At 57.0% G+C, this 20,464-nt stretch carries 15 protein-coding genes; 5 read left to right on the forward strand and 10 right to left on the reverse strand.

Features of this window, described 5'->3' with window-relative positions; all coding sequences use genetic code 11:
- The first annotated feature begins 20 nt into the window (after nt 1–20).
- Nucleotides 21–1,379 (forward strand): TrpB-like pyridoxal phosphate-dependent enzyme, encoded by a 1,359-nt coding sequence (locus J3362_RS00735; protein ID WP_349517660.1) that lies wholly within the window; start codon nt 21–23, stop codon nt 1,377–1,379.
- Here the strand turns inward: J3362_RS00735 and J3362_RS00740 are convergent, their stop codons facing one another.
- The 5 genes from J3362_RS00740 to tmpT all read right to left on the reverse strand — a co-directional run bounded on the left by J3362_RS00740 (nt 1,380) and on the right by tmpT (nt 9,174).
- The gene (locus J3362_RS00740; RefSeq protein ID WP_349519231.1) at nt 1,380–3,311 is read right to left on the reverse strand and encodes an alkaline phosphatase D family protein; all 1,932 of its coding nucleotides are present in this window, start codon (nt 3,309–3,311) and stop codon (nt 1,380–1,382) included.
- Complete coding sequence (locus tag J3362_RS00745; protein ID WP_349517661.1) at nt 3,308–4,867, reverse strand: SpoVR family protein; 1,560 nt, start codon at nt 4,865–4,867, stop codon at nt 3,308–3,310. The genes J3362_RS00740 and J3362_RS00745 overlap by 4 nt, the downstream gene beginning before the upstream one ends.
- Complete coding sequence (locus J3362_RS00750; RefSeq protein WP_349519232.1) at nt 4,864–6,153, reverse strand: YeaH/YhbH family protein; 1,290 nt, start codon at nt 6,151–6,153, stop codon at nt 4,864–4,866. The genes J3362_RS00745 and J3362_RS00750 overlap by 4 nt, the downstream gene beginning before the upstream one ends.
- Before the next feature lie 39 nt (nt 6,154–6,192).
- A complete protein-coding gene (locus J3362_RS00755; RefSeq protein WP_349517662.1) occupies nt 6,193–8,115 on the reverse strand; it encodes a PrkA family serine protein kinase in 1,923 nt (640 codons plus the stop codon).
- A gap of 405 nt (nt 8,116–8,520) precedes the next feature.
- Complete coding sequence (gene tmpT / locus J3362_RS00760) at nt 8,521–9,174, reverse strand: thiopurine S-methyltransferase (protein WP_349517663.1); 654 nt, start codon at nt 9,172–9,174, stop codon at nt 8,521–8,523.
- Between the two features lie 93 nt (nt 9,175–9,267).
- On the opposite strand from tmpT, the gene J3362_RS00765 reads away from it, so the two are divergent.
- Entirely contained in the window at nt 9,268–10,203 is a 936-nt protein-coding gene (locus J3362_RS00765) for a D-2-hydroxyacid dehydrogenase (RefSeq protein ID WP_349517664.1), read from the forward strand.
- 48 nt (nt 10,204–10,251) lie between these two features.
- Here J3362_RS00765 and J3362_RS00770 read toward each other — a convergent pair whose 3' ends face one another.
- Nucleotides 10,252–11,505 carry an OmpP1/FadL family transporter gene (locus tag J3362_RS00770; protein WP_349517665.1) on the reverse strand — a complete coding sequence of 418 codons (1,254 nt, stop codon included), beginning with the start codon at nt 11,503–11,505 and terminating at the stop codon, nt 10,252–10,254.
- Nucleotides 11,506–11,706: 201 nt separating this feature from the next.
- Between J3362_RS00770 and J3362_RS00775 the strand changes: the two genes are divergently transcribed.
- Entirely contained in the window at nt 11,707–13,068 is a 1,362-nt protein-coding gene (locus J3362_RS00775; RefSeq protein WP_349517667.1) for a YihY/virulence factor BrkB family protein, read from the forward strand.
- Here J3362_RS00775 and J3362_RS00780 read toward each other — a convergent pair.
- The 4 genes from J3362_RS00780 to J3362_RS00795 form a co-directional block, all read right to left on the reverse strand.
- Nucleotides 13,051–14,100: an HDOD domain-containing protein gene (locus J3362_RS00780; protein ID WP_349517668.1), complete on the reverse strand. Its 1,050-nt coding sequence runs from the start codon at nt 14,098–14,100 to the stop codon at nt 13,051–13,053. The two genes, J3362_RS00775 and J3362_RS00780, sit on opposite strands and share 18 nt — an antisense overlap.
- Before the next feature lie 110 nt (nt 14,101–14,210).
- Nucleotides 14,211–15,440: a DUF445 domain-containing protein gene (locus tag J3362_RS00785; protein WP_014578176.1), complete on the reverse strand. Its 1,230-nt coding sequence runs from the start codon at nt 15,438–15,440 to the stop codon at nt 14,211–14,213.
- Between the two features lie 272 nt (nt 15,441–15,712).
- Nucleotides 15,713–16,447 (reverse strand): 16S rRNA (uracil(1498)-N(3))-methyltransferase, encoded by a 735-nt coding sequence (locus J3362_RS00790; protein ID WP_349517669.1) that lies wholly within the window; start codon nt 16,445–16,447, stop codon nt 15,713–15,715.
- 29 nt (nt 16,448–16,476) lie between these two features.
- Entirely contained in the window at nt 16,477–17,829 is a 1,353-nt protein-coding gene (locus J3362_RS00795; protein WP_349517670.1) for an adenosylmethionine--8-amino-7-oxononanoate transaminase, read from the reverse strand.
- A gap of 251 nt (nt 17,830–18,080) precedes the next feature.
- On the opposite strand from J3362_RS00795, the gene J3362_RS00800 reads away from it, so the two are divergent.
- Together J3362_RS00800 and J3362_RS00805 are read left to right on the forward strand one after the other, a co-directional pair.
- Nucleotides 18,081–19,817: a type VI secretion system PAAR protein gene (locus J3362_RS00800; protein WP_349517671.1), complete on the forward strand. Its 1,737-nt coding sequence runs from the start codon at nt 18,081–18,083 to the stop codon at nt 19,815–19,817.
- Nucleotides 19,814–20,422, forward strand: a complete 609-nt coding sequence (locus tag J3362_RS00805; RefSeq protein WP_349517672.1) for a DUF2931 family protein — start codon at nt 19,814–19,816, stop codon at nt 20,420–20,422. The genes J3362_RS00800 and J3362_RS00805 overlap by 4 nt, the downstream gene beginning before the upstream one ends.
- The last annotated feature ends 42 nt before the right edge of the window (nt 20,423–20,464 follow it).

Raw genomic sequence — 20,464 nt, forward strand, 5'->3', positions numbered from 1 at the left:
ACAGTAGGGATTTTTAATTCATGCAAACCAAGTTCCTTCTCGAAGAAAGCCAGATGCCGAAATACTGGTACAACCTGCAGGCGGATCTCCCCGAGCCGCTGCCGGCCGTCTTGCATCCGGGTACCCAGCAGCCGGTGGGCCCATCGGATCTGGAACCGTTGTTTCCGATGGCGCTGATCGAACAGGAAGTCACCACCGAGCGGGAAATCGAGATTCCTGAGCCGGTGCGTGATGTCTACAACCTCTGGCGTCCGGCGCCGCTTTACCGGGCCCATCGCCTCGAAAAGGCACTCGGCACGCCGGCAAAGATTTTCTACAAATACGAAGGCGTGAGCCCGGCCGGCAGCCACAAGCCGAACACCGCGATTCCGCAGGCCTTCTACAACCGCGAAGCGGGCATCCGTACCCTCACCACCGAAACCGGTGCCGGGCAGTGGGGCACATCGCTGTCCTTTGCCGGCTCCCTGTTCGATATCGACGTTACCGTGTTTCAGGTTCGGGTTTCCTACAACCAGAAACCCTATCGTCGCGCAGTCATGGAAACCTACGGTGCCAAGTGTGTGGCCTCGCCCTCGGAACTGACCGAGTTTGGCCGCAAGGTACTGTCGGAAACTCCGGACCACAATGGCAGTCTCGGCATTGCCATTTCTGAAGCGGTGGAACTTGCCGTAAAGGATCCGAACACCAAGTATGCCCTTGGCTCGGTACTGAACCATGTTCTGCTCCATCAGAGCATCATTGGTCTGGAAACCATGCAACAAATGGAAATGGCGGACTGTTGGCCGGACGTTATCGTTGGCTGCACCGGTGGTGGCTCCAACTTTGCCGGTATTGCCTTCCCGTTTATGGGCCATGCATTGAGGGGTGGTGAAAAGTCCCGGATTGTTGCGGTAGAGCCCTCGGCCTGTCCAACCCTCACTCGTGGGAAATACGCCTACGATTATGGCGATACCGCCCACATGACTCCGCTCACAAAGATGCACACTCTGGGCTCCGGCTTCACACCGCCGGGCTTCCATGCCGGTGGGCTGCGGTACCATGGTATGGCACCGCTGGTGTCCCACGCCAAGGAGCTGGGCCTCTTTGATGCGGTGTCGTATACCCAGCGGGAATGTTTCGAGGCCGGTGTCCTGTTCGCCAGGAACGAAGGTATCGTGCCCGCGCCGGAGGCCAACCATGCAGTGAAGGGTGCCATCGATGAGGCCCTGCGCTGCAAGCGGGAAGGCAAGGAAGAGGTGATCCTGTTCAACCTTTGCGGCCATGGCCATTTCGATATGGCGGCCTACACCTCCTACTTCGCCGGTGAACTGAGCGACCACGAATACGACGAACAGGAACTGGCCATGGCCCTGTCCGGGCTGCCCTCGGTCAACGCCTGATCAGTCGTCTTTAGCCCGCCGCTGAAACACCGTACCACCGCCTCCGGCATCCAGTTGCCGGATGGCGGTGGGTGCACCCTCGTCATCCAGCCGTACGTCTCCGATGCCTGCCCCGTTCCACAGCCGCTCACCGGCCTCCCGGCCCTCGGGTAGCCTGGGAGAAATCCACATGCGCCGCCTTTTGGTAAACCAGTTCAAAGGGGACCAGGGCGCGAACAGCCAGCGATTTAGCCGGTCCAGCCACTCCAGCAACGCGTTGGGGAACTCGTTCTTGATGCCGCTACTGGTGATCTGCCAGACATGGGGGCCGTTCTGCTTGTGGCGCAGCCGCACATCGTAGGCAAACGAATAGTGAACATCGCCTGAGAGAATCACGAAGTGTCTGGGCGTTCGGGGGTGGCCAAAAATATTCAGTAGCACACTGGCCGCGCCCCGATGCGCCATCCAGTTTTCAGCATCCACCAACAGCGGCTTGCCAAAGAAGGTAAACACCCGCTGGATCATCTCGATGAGCTTTACCCCGAACATCGGCGCCGGCGATACCACCACCACGGCGTCCTCGCCCATGATCTCGTGCTGGAAATCGGTCAGTGATTCCCAGTCCATCAGGCCGGATGGATGGCTACGGCGGATCTCACTGCGCCAGCGATGAGTGCGTGTGTCCAGCACCACCAGTCGGGGTGAAGTGGGCAGGCTGTAATGCCAGTGTTGAAAGTGTAACAGCTGGTCGATCAGATCATCCTGAATGGCCTTATGCAGCTCGTGTTGCCCGTTGCTGGACTCGAACAGCCTTTGACACTGTTCGATCAGCTGCCCGAAATTGCCAGGCTGGTTGCCCCAGCCCTGGCACAAAAGATAGCCCAGCAGCGCATTGCCAATGATGCGCCGGGAAAAGGGGTGTTCGTAAGCGGTGGTTTCCCAGAGCGCGGAGAGATTCCAGTCGTCCGTCACGTCATGATCGTCAAAGATCATATAGACAGGCACGTTGGCCATGGCCCGCGCTGCCTGTGGAAGGCTCTTGCGGAACTCGTCGATGGCGGCCTGTTCTTTCCGATAGCGCGCCAGCTCGTCCGGGTCATCGACCGGCTCAGCACTGGTCACACAAGCCCAGGGTTCCGGGGACCAGACCAGCAGATACATGGCCATCACCTCGGCGAAGGAAATCAGGTGATTGCCGGCATTGGCGGTGGTGAACACCGGTTTGCGGACGCCACCGAAGAAGCGCTCGGTAAGGTCTTCATTGAATTCGGATTCCGGCAGCAGTTCATCCCGGTGGTAATAGGCATTCGCCACCGAAGTCAGTTCCTTGCTGTGCGAGAGCGAGGCGCCTTCCAGCACCTCTTGGTAAAGGCCCAGTTGGTGAATGACACACTGGATGGCATGCAACATCGGGCCGGCCACATCATCGGCGTAAACCTGGTCGCCGGTCATCAGTAGCAGAGACGGGACGTCCTCAAGCTTCTGTGCCTTCTGCAGTTCTTCATCCACCCGAACCAGCCCGTCAGGAGAGGGGTGGTGGGGTCTTCGGCAGGAGCCGTGGAGTATCCGGTCCAGCCTTGATTTCAGGGTAAAGCCCGGCCGCTCGCCGCCCTCGGGGCAGAGATGTGGAGCCCAGGTCCGGATCCAATCGCAATCCTCTGAGCCGTCGACGGTGAGCCCCAGGTCGTATTCCAGCCGAGTGTCCTGTGGAAGAGCAGCCTCAGGCGTGATGGTCAGCAGATTCAGCCAGGCTCTGGCACCTACCCGAAGCCGGGTCACCTCTGAATCCGCCAGCGGGCGGTCCAGGAGCAGACCTTCGCCTTGGAAAATTTGCACAGTGAAGGAGGCCCGCTCAATTGTGACGAGCCATAAAACAATCGAGTCAGGCGCGGAATGACGAAGTATAGGTCCTGCCAGTACCCCGTCTGATTTGCCACCAGGCTCCAGGTTCAGTCCTCCTCAACTTCCCTGGGTGGGCAGTGGTGGTCCTCCACCATGGTGCCATCGTCCACGCTCTCGAGGTGCACATCAAAGCCCCATAGCCGATGCACGTGCCGCAGGACTTCGTCAGTTTCCTTGCCCAGGGGGACGCGGTCCACAGGTATGTGGCGCAGGGTCAGGGAGCGGTCGCCGCGCACATCCACATTCCACACCTGAATGTTGGGCTCCCGATAACTCAGGTTGTACTGGCGCGCCAGTTTCTCTCGCAGGTCCCGGTATCCGGGGTCGTCGTGGATGGCGGTTACCCGGTAAACGTCTTCCTGATCATCATTCTGGATTGCAAATAGTTTCAGGTCCCGCATTACCTTTGGAGAGAGGAACTGTTGGATAAAGCTCTCGTCCTTGAAGTTCTTCATCGCAAAATGCAGGGTTTCCAGCCAGTCACTGCCAGCGATGTCCGGGAACCACTCCCGGTCTTCGTCTGTTGGGTTTTCGCAGATCCTGCGCAGATCCGTAAAGATGGAGAATCCAAGTGTGTAGGGGTTAAGACCGGAATACCACGGGCTGTTAAATGGCGGCTGGTACACCACCGCCGAGTGGCTCTGGAGAAACTCGAGCATGAAGCCGTCGGTCACCAGCCCCTTGTCGTACATGCGATGCAGCAGGGTATAGTGCCAGAAAGTGGCCCAGCCTTCGTTCATCACCTGGGTCTGGCGCTGGGGATAGAAGTACTGGCCCAACTTCCGCACGATGCGGATGATCTCCCGCTGCCAGGTTTCCAACAGGGGCGCGTTCTTCTCGATGAAATAGAGAATGTTTTCCTGGGGCTCCTCCGGGTAGCGCTTGCGACGCCTTACCGGGTCATCATCGTCGTCTGGTTTCGGAATGGTGCGCCAGAGGTCGTTGATGCGCCGTTGCTGGTATTCCTCACGCTCCTTCTGACGCCGTAGTTCCTCCGAGGCTGATATCGGTGCCGGTCGCTTGTAACGGTCCACACCATAGTTCATCAAGGCATGGCAGGAATCCAGAATTTCCTCCACCGCATCCACGCCGTGGCGCTCCTCGCATTCAGCAACGTAGTGGCGGGCAAACACCAGGTAATCGATGATTGCGCTGGCGTCGGTCCAGGTGCGGAACAGGTAGTTGCCCTTGAAGAAGGAATTGTGGCCATAGGATGCGTGCGCAATAACCAGGGCCTGCATCGGCAGGGTGTTCTCCTCCATCAGGTAGGCGATGCAGGGATTGGAGTTGATCACGATCTCGTAGGCCAGGCCCATCTGCCCACGCTGATAGCCCTTGGACGTGCTGAGAAACTGCTTGCCGAAAGACCAGTGATGGTAGCCGACCGGCATGCCTACGGAGCTGTAGGCGTCCATCATCTGCTCCGCGCTGATCACCTCGACCTGATTTGGGTAGGTGTCCAGACCGAACTCGGCGGCGCACTTGGCAATTTCGTCGTCGTATTTCTGGATCAGCTCGAACGTCCATTCAGAACCCGTCGAGATAGGCTCCCGGGCTCTGGGCTGGTCACTTTTCGGCAGATTGGGGCGGTCCATGAGGTTAGTCATGCGGCTTTCCTCTCGAACAACTGGCGGAACACCGGGTAGATTTCGCCGGGGTCGGCGATCTGTTGCAAGGCAAAGGCGTTAGGGAACTGCTCCTGGATCTTCTCGTATTCGTACCAGAGCATCTGGTGGTCCTGCGGTGTGATTTCCACATAGGCAAAATACTGCACCAGGGGCAGGATGTTGTCGGCCAGGATCTTGCCGCACACCGGGGAATCGTCGTTCCAGTTATCGCCGTCTGATGCCTGGGCCGCGTAAATGTTCCATTCTGCCGGGGAATAGCGGGATTCAATAATCTTGTGCATCAGCTTCAGGGCACTGGAGACGATGGTGCCACCGGTTTCACGGGAATAGAAGAACTCTTCCTCGTCCACTTCCTTGGCGCTGGTGTGGTGCCGGATGAAGACCACTTCGATCTTCTTGTAGTTCTTCTTCAGGAACAGGTACAGCAGGATGAAAAAGCGTTTGGCGATGTCCTTGTGCATCTGGGTCATGGAGCCAGATACGTCCATCAGACAGAACATCACGGCACTGGTGGCCGGCTGCGGCTTTTTCAGATGCTGACGGTAACGCAGGTCGATTTCATCAATAAACGGAATACGACGGACGTTCGCTTTCAGTCGCGCGATTTCCTCTTCAAGAACCTGAATCTGATCCTCGTGACTGAACGCCGGATCCAGATCTTCGGGCGCCGATTTCAGCGCTTCCAGCTGTTTCTCCAGATCCCGGATCTTCTTCTTGCGCGCGCCTCCCAGGCCCAGGCGCCGGGCATGGGCGCCGCGCAAAGAACGCACAACGTCCAGCTTGGCGGGTACTCCGTCGGTGCTGAAGCCGGAACGGACATACTTGAAGGCTTCGGTATCCTTTAGCTTCTTGCGGGCCAGATTGGGCAACTCCAGGTCGTCGAACAGAAAATCCAGGAATTCCTCCTGAGTAATCTGGAAGGCGAATTCATCCATGCCCTCGCCGTCAGGGCTGGCCTTGCCCTGCCCGGACCCCTGGCCCCCGCCACCCTCGGGCTTGGGGATGGTGTCACCGGCCACAAACTCCTGATTGCCCGGATGCACCACTTCCCGCTTGCCGCCCTGGCCGTGGTGGAAGATGGGTTCTTCGATGTCGCGGGACGGAATGCTGACCTTCTCGCCCCGTTCTATATCTGTGATCGAGCGCTTCTGAACTGCGTCCGACACCGCACGTTTAATGTGGTGGCGATAGCGGCGTAGGAACCGTTCCCGGTTCACTGCGCTTTTGTTTTTACCGTTCAGTCGCCGGTCGACTATGTGGGTCATTCCCATGGCGTTACTCCAGCTCAGTGAATGGTCACTGACTTAGTGAGACTTGCGAACTCGCAGGTACCATTCGGCCAACAGCCGAACCTGCTTCTCCGTGTAGCCTCGGTCGACCATACGCTCGACGAACTGCTTGTGCTTGTTCTGATCTTCCTGGCTTGCTTTCGGGTTGAACGAAATCACCGGCAACAGATCCTCGGTGTTCGAGAACATCTTCTTCTCGATCACGGCCCGCAGTTTTTCGTAGCTGAGCCAGGACGGGTTCTTGCCGCCGTTGTTCGCCCGGGCCCGTAGTACGAAGTTGACCACCTCGTTGCGGAAATCCTTCGGGTTGGAAATGCCCGCTGGTTTCTCGATTTTTTCCAGCTCTTCGTTGATCGAGGAGCGGTCGAGGATCTCGCCGGTGTCCGGATCCCGGTATTCCTGATCCTGAATCCAGAAATCGGCATAGGTGACGTACCGGTCGAACAGGTTCTGGCCGTATTCGCTGTAGCTCTCGAGGTATGCGGTCTGGATTTCCTTGCCGATAAACTGCACATAGTGCGGTGCCAGGAATTCCTTGATGAACCGGAGATACTTCTCATGAGTTTCAGCAGGGAACTGCTCCTGTTCGATCTGTTTTTCCAGAACGTAGAGCAGGTGTACCGGGTTGGCGGCTACTTCGGTGGTGTCAAAGTTGAACACCTTGGACAGGATCTTGAAGGCGAAACGGGTAGAGAGCCCATCCATACCTTCCATCACGCCAGCGGCGTCACGGTACTCCTGGATCGATTTGGCTTTGGGATCGGTGTCCTTGATGTTCTGACCGTCATAAACCCGCATCTTGGAGAAGATGCTGGAGTTTTCCGGCTCCTTGATGCGCGAGAGCACCGAGAACTGGGCCAGCATGTCCAGGGTGTCTGGCGCGCAGGGAGCACCTTCCAGGGAGCTGTTGCTCAGCAGTTTCTTGTAGATCTCGATTTCTTCCGTCACCCGCACGCAGTAGGGCACCTTGACGATATAGACCCGGTCAAGGAACGCCTCGTTGTGCTTGTTGTTGCGGAAGGTCTGCCACTCGGATTCGTTGGAGTGGGCCAGGATTACGCCGTCGAAGGGCACTGAGCCCATGCCTTCGGTGGTGTTGTAGTTGCCTTCCTGGGTGGCGGTCAGCAGTGGATGTAGCACCTTGATCGGTGCCTTGAACATTTCCACGAACTCCAGGAGGCCCTGGTTGGCTTTACATAGCCCGCCGCTGAAGCTGTAGGCATCCGGATCATCCTGGGAGAAATCTTCCAGCATGCGGATGTTTACCTTGCCCACAAGAGCGGAAATGTCCTGGTTGTTGTCGTCACCGGGCTCGGTTTTCGAGACGGCGATCTGGTCGAGTACCGAGGGGTACATTTTTACAACCCGGAACTGGCTGATGTCGCCGCCGTATTCATGGAGGCGTTTAACCGCCCAGGGTGACATGATGTTTTTGAGATATCGGGCGGGGATGCCGTATTCCTCTTCCAGAATCTGGGCATCTTCGGCCGGATCGAACAGGCCAAGTGGAGATTCATTCACTGGCGAGCCCTTGATGGCATAGAAGGGCACTTTTTGCATCAGTGCCTTGAGCTTTTCCGCCAAGGAGGATTTACCACCGCCCACGGGGCCAAGCAGGTAAAGAATCTGTTTCTTTTCTTCCAGGCCCTGGGCGGCATGGCGGAAGAAGGAGACGATGTTTTCTACGGCGTCTTCCATGCCATAGAACTCGGAAAACTCGGGGTACCGCTTGATGACCTTGTTGGAAAATATTCTTGAAAGCCTCGGATCTTTCGAGGTGTCGACGAACTCTGGCTCGCCGATGGCAATTAACATTCTCTCAGCGGCCGTGGCGTAGGCCGTTGGGTCCTTCTTGCAGATCTCCAGGTATTCCTCCAGGCTGTATTCTTCTTCCTGAGTACTCTCATACCGGTCTTTGAAGTGCTGCAGTATGCTCATAGATTGCCCTCGCTCGCTGTATCTTCAGCTTTCAATTCACGCAATTTCCCCGTTGCAGTCAGTTCCGCCCGTCTGGACGGTGTAGTTAGTTATGGGTGGAAGGAATGGATACTTACAAGCCTGTGCACGATCTTGTCGAGGTCGGCTTGCTTACTTTGAGCTTAGTTCACGGTTCGGGAGTTGGACAGTGTGTGAGTGGTTAAGGTTCATTAAATTATGTTAGGCGGGTGTGTTGGTTTTGTAGCTTGCCGGGTTTCTGTGGGGACAGTGTGAGGGGGCTGGAGTGCACCGGGTGGCTTTCTGACAACGAATTGGCAACTCGCTTCGCTCAGACATCAAATTCGTTGTCAGAAAGCCACCCGATACACTCCGATCAGGCCACGGAGGCGACCGCCTGAAGGCAGGCTAGAGTTTGGTTAAACGGAATACGCTTTCTGAGGCGTTTTCCAGGCCTTTTCTCTTTGTAAACGGATGATCCTTGGCCAGGGTGTTGGTCAGGATGTGTTCGATCCTGTAATCGTCCTGATAGAGCTCCTTCACTTCCTCGTCGCTGACGTTGAACGGCGGGCCCTTGATTTCGGTATCGTAGTCCAGGGTGATCAACAGGATTCTGGTGCCGTCCGGGATGATGGCGGTCAGGTGGTTTACATAGTCTTTGCGCATGTGTGGCGGAAGTGCAATCAAGGCGGCCCGGTCGTAGACCAGTCGGACGTGTTTGAGATCTTCCGGTACCAGTTGGAAGAAGTCGCCGCACCAGAGCTGCAGGTTGTCGTGTTTGAAGGTGATGAAAGGCTCGCCCGGGTGAACTTTGGCTTTCTCGCCGGCTTCTTCGAAGAAGTCCTTGCAGGCCAGTTCGCTCAGCTCTACACCAATGATCGGGTGGCCGCGGTCGTGGAGCCACCACATGTCGTGGGCCTTGCCGCAGAGGGGGACGAAGACGGCATCGGTGCCTTTGCCTGCCAGTTCCGGCCAGTGGTCGTGGAGGTATTGGTTGACTGTGCCCTCGTGGAAGCCGATTTCCTTTTTGGCCCAGCGTTCGTGCCAGAATTCATGTTCCATGGTTCATACCCTGTTCGTGCTTGCACATCTTGAGTTTTGGACGTTTATCTCAGTCTACCCTAATCTGTGGCCATCTGGATTCAGGAGAAAAGTATGAAAGCGGTGTTCCTTGATGCCAAAACCCTTGGCGGTGACGTGGATCTGTCGCCCATCGAGTCGGTAACCGGCGGGCTGAAGAAATATGAACGGACAGCGCCGGATGAGGTCCTCGAACGCATACGAGGGTTCGATACCGTCCTGGTCAATAAAGTCGTGCTCACCCGTGAGCATTTCGAGGCCTGCCCCGAACTCAAGACCATCGCCGTGGTGGCGACCGGCCTGAACAACATTGACCTGGCGGCGGCGAAGGATCACGGCATCAAGGTGATGAACGTGACCAACTACGGACGCTCCACGGTGGCACAGCACACCATGGCGCTGATGCTGGCTCTCGCCACTCGGTTGCTGGATTACAGTCGCGATGTGCAGGCAGGGCGCTGGGGCAAAAGTGACATGTTCTGCCTGATGGATCATCCGATCATGGAGCTGGAGGGGCGCACTCTCGGAACTGTCGGCTACGGCGACCTGGGCCAGGGTGTGGCGGAGCGGGCCGCGGCGTTTGGTATGAAGATTCTTCTTGGAGCTCGGCCCGGGCAGGAACCGGGTGTGGTCGATGGGTATTCGCGAATTCCACTGGACGAATTGCTGCCCCAGGCAGACGTGCTGTCGCTGCACTGCCTGCTGACCGATGAGACCCGGGATCTGATCGGTGCCCGCGAACTGAAAATGATGAAGCCCGACTCGTTGCTCATCAACACCAGCCGCGGAGGCCTGGTGAACGAACAGGCGCTGGCGGATGCGCTTCGCGCCGGCGAGATAGGCGGCGCCGGTTTCGATGTGTTGACCGAGGAGCCACCCCGAAACGGCAATCCGCTGCTAGCGGACGATATCCCGAATCTGATTGTTACCCCGCACTCGGCCTGGGCCAGTCGGGAAGCGCGGCAGAGGATCGTCGGCATCACCGCTGTTAATCTGAAATCTGTGCTGTAACAGCAAAGCACCGGAGGATCCGGGGCTTTGCAGACTGGCCTTGGGAGATCAGTATTTCCAGCCCACGCTCACCGAGGCGCCCAGCTGGTACATTTCCAGATCAATGGTCTGGTTCGGTGCCAGCGGGTTGGGACCGGTCACTGTCTTGGCCGGGGAATAAAAGGCCATGCCAGACACATCGAGGTTTTCACTGAAGCTGTGGGAGAATCCGCCAGTGAAGTGCCACTCCTGAACGCCCGGCGCCAGGATGTTGAACAGCACATCTTCGTCGGAAATAGGATTTTCTCCATAGCTGACGCCGGCCCGCCAGGCATGCGCCGGTGTTTGCTGCCACTGCCAACCCAGCTTGACGATGGTCATGTCGTCCCAGCCAAAGCCTGCGCCGTTATCATCGCCGAGCTGTGCGGTTTGCAGATTGGGCAGCAGCGGGTTGCCCACGCTGTTGATCTCGCTGTAACGGATGTGCTGGATATCCAGCAGGAACCAGTGGTTTTCAAGTCCGGACCAGGCGATACCCGCGTTGAACATCTGGGGAATGTCGAAGTCGCCCTGTTCCGCAAAAAGGCCGCGGTATTTGTCGAACTCGTTCATCTTCAGAATGTTGCGCCAGCTCAGGCCGCCGCGGAGGGTGTCGGTGATTTCACCTTGCCAGCCGATCTGGTAACCGTAACCCCAGGCATCGTCGGTGCCGTTGTTGGAAAGTGCGCCCGGGTCTGACGAGAATGGCGCGAAACTCTGCAGGCCTGCAGCCTCAAAACGCTGATAGGCAATGACTGGTGAAATGCCGAAGGCCTGGTTGTCGGAGAACTCCCAGGACCAGGTCGGAGCAATAAAAAGCTGTTCGAGGTTTACGCCGGTTCGGCCTGCGTAGAAAGGCCCGCCGCTTTCACCAGAGTAGTCGGTGTTCATGCCACCATTGGCAAACACCGAAACGCCGAAACTTGTGGTGTCGGAAAGTTCCCGATTAAAGCCCAGGTGGGGGATAACGAAACCGTTGCGGCTGCTTTTGTAAGTGCCCGGCTGCAATGAGAACGCAGGGGGAGGAGAGGCCGGACCCTCTACGGTGTATTCCCGCCGGGGCGAAAAAACTTCGAATCCACCGTCAATCCGGTTCCCTACAAAAACCATACCGGCCGGGTTGGTTGCCGCTGCAATGCTGTCCTGGGACAGCGCAGTGCCTGCGCCGGCCATGCCTTTACTGATGGTGCCGTAGCCGTGACTGAAGTAGCCGTTGGTGGCCAGGGCAGTCACCGGGGATAAGGCGGTAAATGCAGCAACGCCCAGAGCAAGTTTGATTCGCATGAGAAAATACCCGATCAGAAAAATACCATTTCTTGAATAGCGGCCTTTTTACAGAAGATCTGTTATAAGAGGAAGTAATAAATGATGATATGGTTATATTGGATGTGTAGCCCTCGCAAACTGCCGTTAATCGGCCATACTCTGGTTACACCGGATATCTGACTGATAATCTGAACAAAACACGGAACGACAGGACCTAAAGTGGCTTCATTCCAATTAAAAGACCGGCTTCAGGCAGCTGAGCGCTGGATTCTGGCGAATCCCAATCCGCCCCAGAGTTGGCCCTGGACCTGGTTGTACAAGGTCGGCCGCACTGCCTATGCGATGGCTCGGGATGTTCTCAGTGGACAATTGACTCTTCACGCCATGAGTCTTGTATACACAACCCTGCTAAGTATCGTGCCTCTGCTTGCCCTGAGCTTCTCGGTCTTGAAGGCGCTGGGTGTGCATCAGCGGATGGAGCCGTTCCTGTTTCAGTTCTTTGAACCGCTGGGGCCGCAGGGGATTGATCTTGCCGAACAGATCCTGGGCTTCGTCGATAATATGAAAGTCGGCGTGCTGGGGTCGGTCGGCCTGGCGCTGCTGGTCTATACGGTGGTCTCGCTGCTCCAGAAAATCGAGCGTTCCTTCAATATGATCTGGCGCGTGCCAGACATGCGCTCGATGGCACAGCGATTCAGCAATTATCTGAGCGTGATCATGGTGGGTCCGCTTCTGATGGTTTCGGCCATCGGCGTCAGTGCGACTATTTTTTCCTCAACCATCGTCCAGAAGCTCATCGAAATTGAGCCGTTCGGCTCGGTGATTCTTGTGGCCAGCAGGTTCACCCCGTTTTTCCTGGTGGTTGGCGCTTTCACATTCGTCTATGTATTCATGCCCAATACCCGGGTCAAGCTCCGTTATGCGGCCATCGGCGGTCTGGTGGCCGGGGTATCCTGGCAGGCGGCCGGCATGCTGTTCGCCTCATTCGTTGCCGGGTCTGCCAAGTACGCGGCAATCTACTCCAGTTTCGCAATCGGTATCATTCTGCTGATCTGGATCTATCTGAACTGGATGATCCTCCTTCTGGGCGCCAGCATCGGGTTCTATCTGCAAAATCCCGGCTCCGTGGCCAAGCGGCGTGAGGTGCAACTGGCACCAGAGCTGCAGGAAAATGTGGCGCTGGCGACCATGTGGCTGGTGGCCAAGCCCTTCAGCGAGGGCAAGCCCGCACCCCAGCAGGAAATACTGGAATATGAGCTGAGAGTGCCGGGTGAGGTAACCCGGGCAATCAGTGACAAATTGATCCGTGCCGGTTTACTGAGTCTGGCCGGGAGCCAGGGCGATCGACTGGTGCCCGGAAGGGCGCTGGATCTGATAACGGTCGGCGACGTTCTCAAGGTTGTTCGCCACGACGAGGACCGAATTGTTGATCGGCTCCCGAAGGTGATTCCTGCCGAATTGGTGGGAGCCCGCAAGGTGGAGGAAACACGAACCTTTGCGGAGTTGTTGCGCGGCGATGAGGCAAAGGAAAAGCCAGGAACCGTGGCGGAGAGGGAGCCCGTCTCAATTTCTGACAGTTGAGCGGCCGCCTTCCCGAAGCATCTTCTGCAGCGCGTTGCGTATGTTGCTGATCTGATCCGGGGTCAGGCGCACCACTTTTGGCAGATCCTCTTCTGCGAGGTTGCGCTGATGGGCGTGCCTGAGTACTTCCCGGGTGCCAATAACCATGCCGTCCGTCAGCGGGGTGTGCTTCTGTTTTGGTGCTGGCCGTTCCGCGGCCAGAAGATAGGCATGGTACTTGGGAGGAAGGTTCCACTCGTTCGCAAGGAGCTGGCAGGTAGCCCACTGGTACCTCGCCAGGGCATGCCGAATAAGCGCCGGCTCCGGTTCGCCGGTTGCTGTGCGCGACCGGCAGATACGCTGCAGCTCACGGCGGATCGTGATGTACGCCAGTGAGGGCAGCAAGCCCACCATGAAGTGTGCACTGGTGTCTTCGCCCTGGGTTCTGGCAATGAGTTCTGCGGCCCGCGCGCATGTCAGGCCCCAGCGCCAGCCGCGCTGACCAAACAGCGCCTCCCGGCTGTTCCTTGCGGCCATCATGGGGCGCATAACCGCCGCGGAAATGACGTTCCGGATACCATCTACCCCCAGCACAAATACCGCCTGGTCCACCGATTCAATGGCGTGTTCGCTGGTTCGGAAGTAGGGGCTGTTGGCAATCTGAAGCAATTGATCGGTCAGGGAGGGATCACCAAGAATGATCTCCGTGAGCCGCTGGCGGTCGGTGGACTCGTCGGACAAGGCCCGCATGAGCATGGGCAGGCTCATGGGTTGCCGTGGGAGTTCTTCCATTTTGTTGTTGGTCAGGCGCTGATGCAGTTCCTCCAGCACTTGGTCATAGGAGGAAAGATCGGTCCGCAGAGTTGCGGGCTCGGCGTCCAGCAGCCAGCAGAACAGGTGCTCTTCCAATTGCTGGGCCAGTTCCGGGCCTGTGTCTGGCGTGTCGTTGGCAGGGTTTTCCGCGGATGGATTGAACAGCCTTGCTTCCGGAGCGGGTGGCGCAGACTGCTTGGGTGCGAATAATCCTGAAATCCAGGAGAGAAAACCTGGCATCCGTTGCCTCCGGGTCGAACCTGTTCGAAGTAATGAACCTCCGTTTCTGAGAGTATAGATGTACGACGCATCCTTGCACAGGTTTTAAGCCCGTGAATTACTGCGGGAATTTACAGGAACGATTCTCCAAACACGAACACCAACTGGCAGATGCCAGCGCCAAAGCCGAGGAATGCGCCTACAAGAATCAGTTTGATTTCATCTTCCTGGAAACAGGGCCGGAGAAGGTCCTGGAATTCTTCGGAAGACAGGGCAATCATTCGCTCGACCATAATGGATTCCACGGCCCGGGCCCGATCCTTCTCGAATACCGGGTTATTGAACGATGTCTGCGAGATCTCGATGGCTTTTTCGCCAACCTTGTTCTTGAGGGTGGCAAAGCCGGTGGGCCCGAAGGCCATCTGGGTCAGCGCCTTGCCCATGCCGGCGGTTTCATCCACCAGCGGTTTGATGTGCTTCTTGACCATGTTGCGGGCGCGATCACCCTTGGGCCCATCGAGAATCGCGTTGATGATGTTGCCAACGGTGAGAATCTCGTGAGTTACGATGTGGCAGAACGACTCTGCCACGGCCGGCTGGCGTTTCAGGAACAGGCCCTGAATCCGGAAGGGGCCGACTTTTTTGGCGTGCAGCGGCCGGAAAATCACGTTCAGGGCAATCCAGTTGGTCGCCCAGCCCACCAGGAGACCAAAGAACGGCAGCACCCACCAGCTCGGATAGACATACCAGACCGCCATCTGGATAAGGCCGAACAGGAAGCCGAAATAGAGCCCCGAGTTGATGATGAACCGGAATTCCACCTCGCCGCATTCAATAAAGATCCGGTTCAACAGCTCTTTGTCGCTGGCCAGGCGCTCGATCACCATGCCTTTGATGTCCAGCAGGTCCTCGATGTTGTCGGAAACGTCTTCCACCAGGTTGTCCACCAACTGAGGCGTGGACTTGCGGACCCGATCGTAGACCATCTTCCGGGCGGAAGCCGGGAGATTCTCCCAGAAGGTGGGGTATTCCTTGAGCATCATTTCGTCCACGTATTCCTCGATGCGGGGTTCGACAGAGTGGACGATATGGGTGGCGAGAACTTTCGGATCGATCTGCTGGAAGATTTCCCGAACGGTGCCGATCTTTGAAATGGTGGCGTCGACACTGATGGCCGCCATTTTGCGGGCCTTCGAGGGAATAATGCCTTGCCAGCCAAGCAGCGGTGGTTTGCCGATGAATTCCAGGGGGTAGAAGGTCATCTTGATGGCAAGCCAGTTGGTGGTCCAGCCAATCAGGGCGGCAATGACCGGGATACTGAGGTATTGCCAGAATTCTTGGGTGCTTAGCAGGCTTGTCATCCTGATACTCGCGTTTTTCGGTTGTTATGCTCTGGAGGTTGCTACGCTGAGTGGAGGCCTTTCCAAAACACGCTCCTTGCGGCACATCCATGTGACGCTTGGGCTCCGCCATCCATGGCTCCGCACAGTTTTGGAAAGGCCTCCCCTCAGCGCAGCCCAGACGATCGAAATAGGATCGGATTCGTTTTCGGACGCAATGGATAATGTTGCCGCCCCCTCTCCATGTCAATGACTTGGGTGCCGACATGAGACGGCGGTACGGTTGGTAACGGTCAGCCGCCGATGTCGCCCCACAGCCACTGGCACAGCGCCATGGCTGCCACCGGAGCGGTTTCGGTTCTCAGTACCCGGGGACCGAGGGCGACCGGGAGGAAGCCTTCGTGTTCCGCCTGGGCGATTTCCTCGGGGGAGAGACCGCCTTCGGGGCCAATCATGAGGGCCACGCGTTCCGGCGGGATGATGGACTTGAGGGCGTGTTCGGTGCGGTGGTGCAACACCAGGCGTACCTCGCAATCCCGGCTGTGTTCCAGCCACTCGGAAACGGTCATCACCGGCAGGATCTCGGGCACCCGGGCGCGACCGCATTGCTCGGCGGCGCTGATGGCGACGGATTGCCAGTGGCGCAGGCGCTTGTCTTCCCGGTCACCCTTGAGTTTTACGTCGCACCGTTCTGTGCTCAGCGGCACGATTCGGGTAACGCCCATTTCCACCGCTTTCTGCACCGCATAGTCCATGCGGTCACCCTTGGAGAGGGTCTGACCGAGGACGATTTCCAGAGGGGATTCGGTGGCGTTTGCCTGCGGCGTGCCCACCTGGACTTCCACGTTCTTCTTGCTGGCGCTGGTAATGGTGGCGGGGTAGTCGTTGCCATCGCCGTTGAACAGTCGCAGTTCCTGCCCCGGCTGCATGCGCAATACCCGGCCGACATGTTGCGCGGCGTTGTCATCAAGTTCTGCGGTGCCGCCCTCGCTGAGGGCGGAATCGGTGTAGATGCGGGGTATGCGCATGGGCTGGTCTCTCAGGTTCCTGGCAGTTGTCAGTCTCGAACCGCGATCTCGATGCCTTCCGTTGCAACCTGGGCCAGGTGGCGAATCTGCTCTTCGGTGATCACGTAAGGCGGCATGAAGTAAACCACATTACCCAGGGGGCGAAGCAAGGCCTGGCGCGTTAATGCATGCTGGTAAACGCGAATGCCACGGCGTTCCTGCCAGGGGAAGGGCGTTTTCGACGCTTTATCTTTCACCATTTCCACAGCGAGGGTCATACCGTGCTGGCGGATGTCCCCGACATTGGGGTGGTCCGCAAGATGTGCGACGGATTCGGCCATGCAGGTAGAGAGCCTGCGGTTGCTTTCGATGACGTTGTCATCCCGGAAGATGTCCAGGGTAGCCAGGGCTACCGCGCAGCCGATCGGGTTGCCGGTATAGCTGTGGCTGTGCAGGAACGCTTTGAGGGTTTCATAGTCGTCGTAGAAGGCGTTGTAGACGTCATCGGTAGTCAGCACTACGGACAGAGGCAGGTAGCCGGCGGTGAGCCCTTTGGACAGGCACATGAAGTCCGGCGTGATGCCCGACTGTTCGCAGGCAAACAGGGTGCCGGTGCGGCCAAAGCCTACCGCGATCTCGTCGGCAATCAGGTGCACGCCATATCGGTCGCAGGCTTCCCGCAGTTTGGTGTGATAAATCGGGTGGTGCATGCGCATACCGCCGGCGCACTGGATCAGTGGTTCCACGACCACGGCACAGATTTCGTCGTGCTTTTCGGCCAACAGCTTCTCCATGGCCTCAAACTGACGCAGGGCGTAAGCTTCGTCGGTTTCTCCGGGCTCTTTATTAAAGGCGTCGGGGGAGGGTGCGGTCAGTACTTCCATCAGCAGTGGCTGGTAGGTGTCTTTGTAGAGCGAGACATCGCCAAGCGCGAGAGCCCCCAGGGTTTCACCGTGATAGCTGTTGCTCAGGTTCACGAAGTTCTTCTTGCCTGGCTTTCCGTGGTTCTTCCAGTAGTGGAAGCTCATCTTCAGGGCGGCTTCGATGGCTGAGGAGCCGTTGTCGGCATAAAAAGCCTTGTTCAGGCCCGGCGGAGTAACCTCTATGAGGCGCTCGGACAGGTTGACCACCGGCTCATGGGTAAAGCCGGCCAGAATAACGTGTTCCAGCTTGCCGATCTGATCCTGTATTGCGGCGTTGATTCTCGGATTGGCGTGGCCGAACAGGTTGACCCACCAGGAGCTGACGGCGTCTATAAAGCGGTTGCCTTCAAAATCTTCCAGCCAGACACCTTCGCCCCGCTTGATGGGCACCAGGGGCACGGCGCCTTCGTGGTCTTTCATCTGGGTGCAGGGGTGCCACACGGATTTCAGGCCGCGGGCGACGAGATCGGCATTACGCATGGTGAGTCTCCGGTAAGTCAGTCAGGTTCTCAAATATCGGCTGTTAACCTGTGCGAATATTACAGTTAACAGCGGATGTCGGCCACCCGGATTTCAGGCCGACCTGGCCCGGTATTTCCTGACGTTTTCCACCTGTTTGATTCCATCACACTCTGAGATCGAACGATTTGGCCGGAAGAGTGCTTCGGTATAAACTACCGGCCTACACTCGAAGGGCCAGGATGGCCCCGCAAAAACGCAGAGGACGCGACATGAGTAAAGCGATTGTTCTGCTCGGAGACCTTGGCTCCGATCACGAAGGTTTCCCGCCCACGCCGGTGATTGCCGGTTCCCCTGATGTCCTGATTGATGGCAAGCCCGTCGCCCGGGTAGGCGACCCGCTGGCACCCCATTCCAAACCCAAACATCCGCCCCATCCGCGCACCATTACCGGTGGTTCTGCAACGGTCATGATCAATGGCAAACCGGCGGCGGTGACAGGTGGCGCGATTTCATGTGGCGGTGTGACGATCGGGTCGGGGTCTGTGGTTATTGGGGATACCCACATGCCTGCGTCATTTTCGGGAGTATCCAGCGCCCCTGCGAAGTTGGGCAGGATCTTTGATGCTGCAGAATCCAAGAGTGGAGTTGAGGGTCTTTTGGATGCAGAAATGAAGACTGGGCCATCTCAATTGCGAGACGGTAGTCGTGCCGATGACGCCGATTTGAAGCATAGTCAAGATAAGATTCTTACTCGTCCTAACAAGCGAGATAAATCTGGAAATTCGCTGAGAATAGGCATCTTCTTCGATGGAACTGGCAACCACAAAGACAACGACAAACACCTGCCAGATAGGGATATTACCAATGTCGCGAAGTTGTTTGATCTATACGAGTCTGGAGCAAATTCAGAGCGGATTTACATCCCCGGGCCAGGAACGATTGCCGGGCATATCGCGCCAGACGGCTTTGACGCTCGCGAAGACATAATTGGTTTGGCCTTGGGGGTAGGTCCCGAAGGGGGCCACAAACGGATTCAGACAGCGATCACTGCACTCAACGACATTCTGGACGAAAGTAAGCCTGATGTAGTTGTGTTGGATGTTTTCGGGTTTAGCAGGGGAGCCGCGCTGGCCCGGCATTTCGTGAATCTCGTTAATGAGTGGCCCGCCTCAATAATTTTGCCAGAGATAAATGAGCCGAGCCTGTCAACGTCGGTAGTTAGCTTTCGTAAGTTAAATGCGTTTCCTCGCGATATCACTGCAAGAGTCGGATTTATAGGATTATTCGATACTGTAGGAAGCTTCTATCTTCCCGGAAATCAAAATAACCTGGATTTTAATGTCAATCTCAGGCCGGACAGTGCCGACAGGATTGTTCATCTGACCGCTCATCATGAGATCCGTAGAAACTTCCCCCTTTCGAGTATTCGGGAACCTGCTGGACTTCCATCCAATTTCTCAGAGATAGCATTGCCGGGTGTCCACTCGGATGTTGGTGGGGGTTATGAAAATCCGGTTGGAGGTATCCAGAATCACGAAATCTTCACTGTCAGAGTCTTTTCTGGTCACGGTATGAATTATCGGACAATCCAGAGTGCCCAGAAAAAAATTGAAGCGCTTAACCGAAATGATCACCGCAACATCCAGGCTCGCGTTGAGGGCACCGATGTAATCGCGGAGGAGAGGCGAGCAACTCGAAAGGAATTGGCGATTCATGCTCTTCACCTTATGTATGAGATGGCACTATCAGAGGGCCTGCCCATGTCGCCTATGGGTTTGTCAAACGCCAACCACAGAATCCCCGATGACCTTAAGAAAGCTATTGACGCTTGGCAGGAAGCTGGAGCCAACCTCTTTTCCGCTAGGAAGTATTTGGGGAAATACATGCATACCTCACATCGAGAGGATGTATTGCCTCACCTTCCTGAGAACTCTGGTAAGAGAAGGATCTTCTATAACAGGCCCTCGTTAGCCGTCCAACAACAAGAGGTCACTGCACGACCATGACAAAGCACGTTGCAAATTGTCTCGCCATCAGCCGCCAGATGGTGTTGTTGGTGTTGATCACTGGCCTTGTTGCCTGCTCTTCGGAGAGAAAAACCTATGAATACACCGTCATCGTCTCCGGGGGGCCATCCGGGTGGCCGGTCTGGGTTGAAGAGGTAACCCTGAACGGCGACCGCAGAATACCCGGTGGAGCAATCAGTTACGGGTATGATCAAACGCCTCCAACTGGCGGCCGAATTGTTATGGACCCGGCACCAGTTCCGGAACTGATCGAAGCCCGCTGGTTTTCGCACAGGGAGCAGAAATTTTACGAGGTCTCGCTACCCATGCCCGAGGAATTCAGTGAGACCGTTGCCGAGTGGTTCGAAGATTATCCGACGCCGAAGTATGGGCATTACTTTATCGTTGGCTTCTCAGGCAAAGGCCAGGCTCTGGCGTGGTGGCGAGCATCGTGTCGGGATTGCGCGGGTGACGAAGATTCAGGTTTTGCCGCCCCGGTAATCGACGAATCACGTGCTGAAGCTGCAAATGGTGACCCCTCCGGCTATCAAGCGCAGGTGCAGCATTACATTGACAAAGGGGTCATCCCCGCGCCCGCCAGGTAGGACGTTGAGCCGTCGTTACGCAAAAGAGAAATGCGTAGTGAA

The organism is Marinobacter sp. NFXS11 (assembly GCF_040148675.1).
Lineage (GTDB): Bacteria > Pseudomonadota > Gammaproteobacteria > Pseudomonadales > Oleiphilaceae > Marinobacter.

Excerpts from the sequence above, each read along its gene's own strand:
- J3362_RS00735 (WP_349517660.1), top strand. The coding sequence starts at position 21 with ATGCAAACCAAGTTCCTTCTCGAAGAAAGCCAGATGCCGAAATACTGG.
- J3362_RS00745 (WP_349517661.1), bottom strand. The coding sequence starts at position 4,867 with ATGACTAACCTCATGGACCGCCCCAATCTGCCGAAAAGTGACCAGCCC.
- J3362_RS00750 (WP_349519232.1), bottom strand. The coding sequence starts at position 6,153 with ATGACCCACATAGTCGACCGGCGACTGAACGGTAAAAACAAAAGCGCA.
- J3362_RS00755 (WP_349517662.1), bottom strand. The coding sequence starts at position 8,115 with ATGAGCATACTGCAGCACTTCAAAGACCGGTATGAGAGTACTCAGGAA.
- tmpT (WP_349517663.1), bottom strand. The coding sequence starts at position 9,174 with ATGGAACATGAATTCTGGCACGAACGCTGGGCCAAAAAGGAAATCGGC.
- J3362_RS00765 (WP_349517664.1), top strand. The coding sequence starts at position 9,268 with ATGAAAGCGGTGTTCCTTGATGCCAAAACCCTTGGCGGTGACGTGGAT.
- J3362_RS00770 (WP_349517665.1), bottom strand. The coding sequence starts at position 11,505 with ATGCGAATCAAACTTGCTCTGGGCGTTGCTGCATTTACCGCCTTATCC.
- J3362_RS00780 (WP_349517668.1), bottom strand. The coding sequence starts at position 14,100 with ATGCCAGGTTTTCTCTCCTGGATTTCAGGATTATTCGCACCCAAGCAG.
- J3362_RS00785 (WP_014578176.1), bottom strand. The coding sequence starts at position 15,440 with ATGACAAGCCTGCTAAGCACCCAAGAATTCTGGCAATACCTCAGTATC.
- J3362_RS00790 (WP_349517669.1), bottom strand. The coding sequence starts at position 16,447 with ATGCGCATACCCCGCATCTACACCGATTCCGCCCTCAGCGAGGGCGGC.
- J3362_RS00795 (WP_349517670.1), bottom strand. The coding sequence starts at position 17,829 with ATGCGTAATGCCGATCTCGTCGCCCGCGGCCTGAAATCCGTGTGGCAC.
- J3362_RS00800 (WP_349517671.1), top strand. The coding sequence starts at position 18,081 with ATGAGTAAAGCGATTGTTCTGCTCGGAGACCTTGGCTCCGATCACGAA.
- J3362_RS00805 (WP_349517672.1), top strand. The coding sequence starts at position 19,814 with ATGACAAAGCACGTTGCAAATTGTCTCGCCATCAGCCGCCAGATGGTG.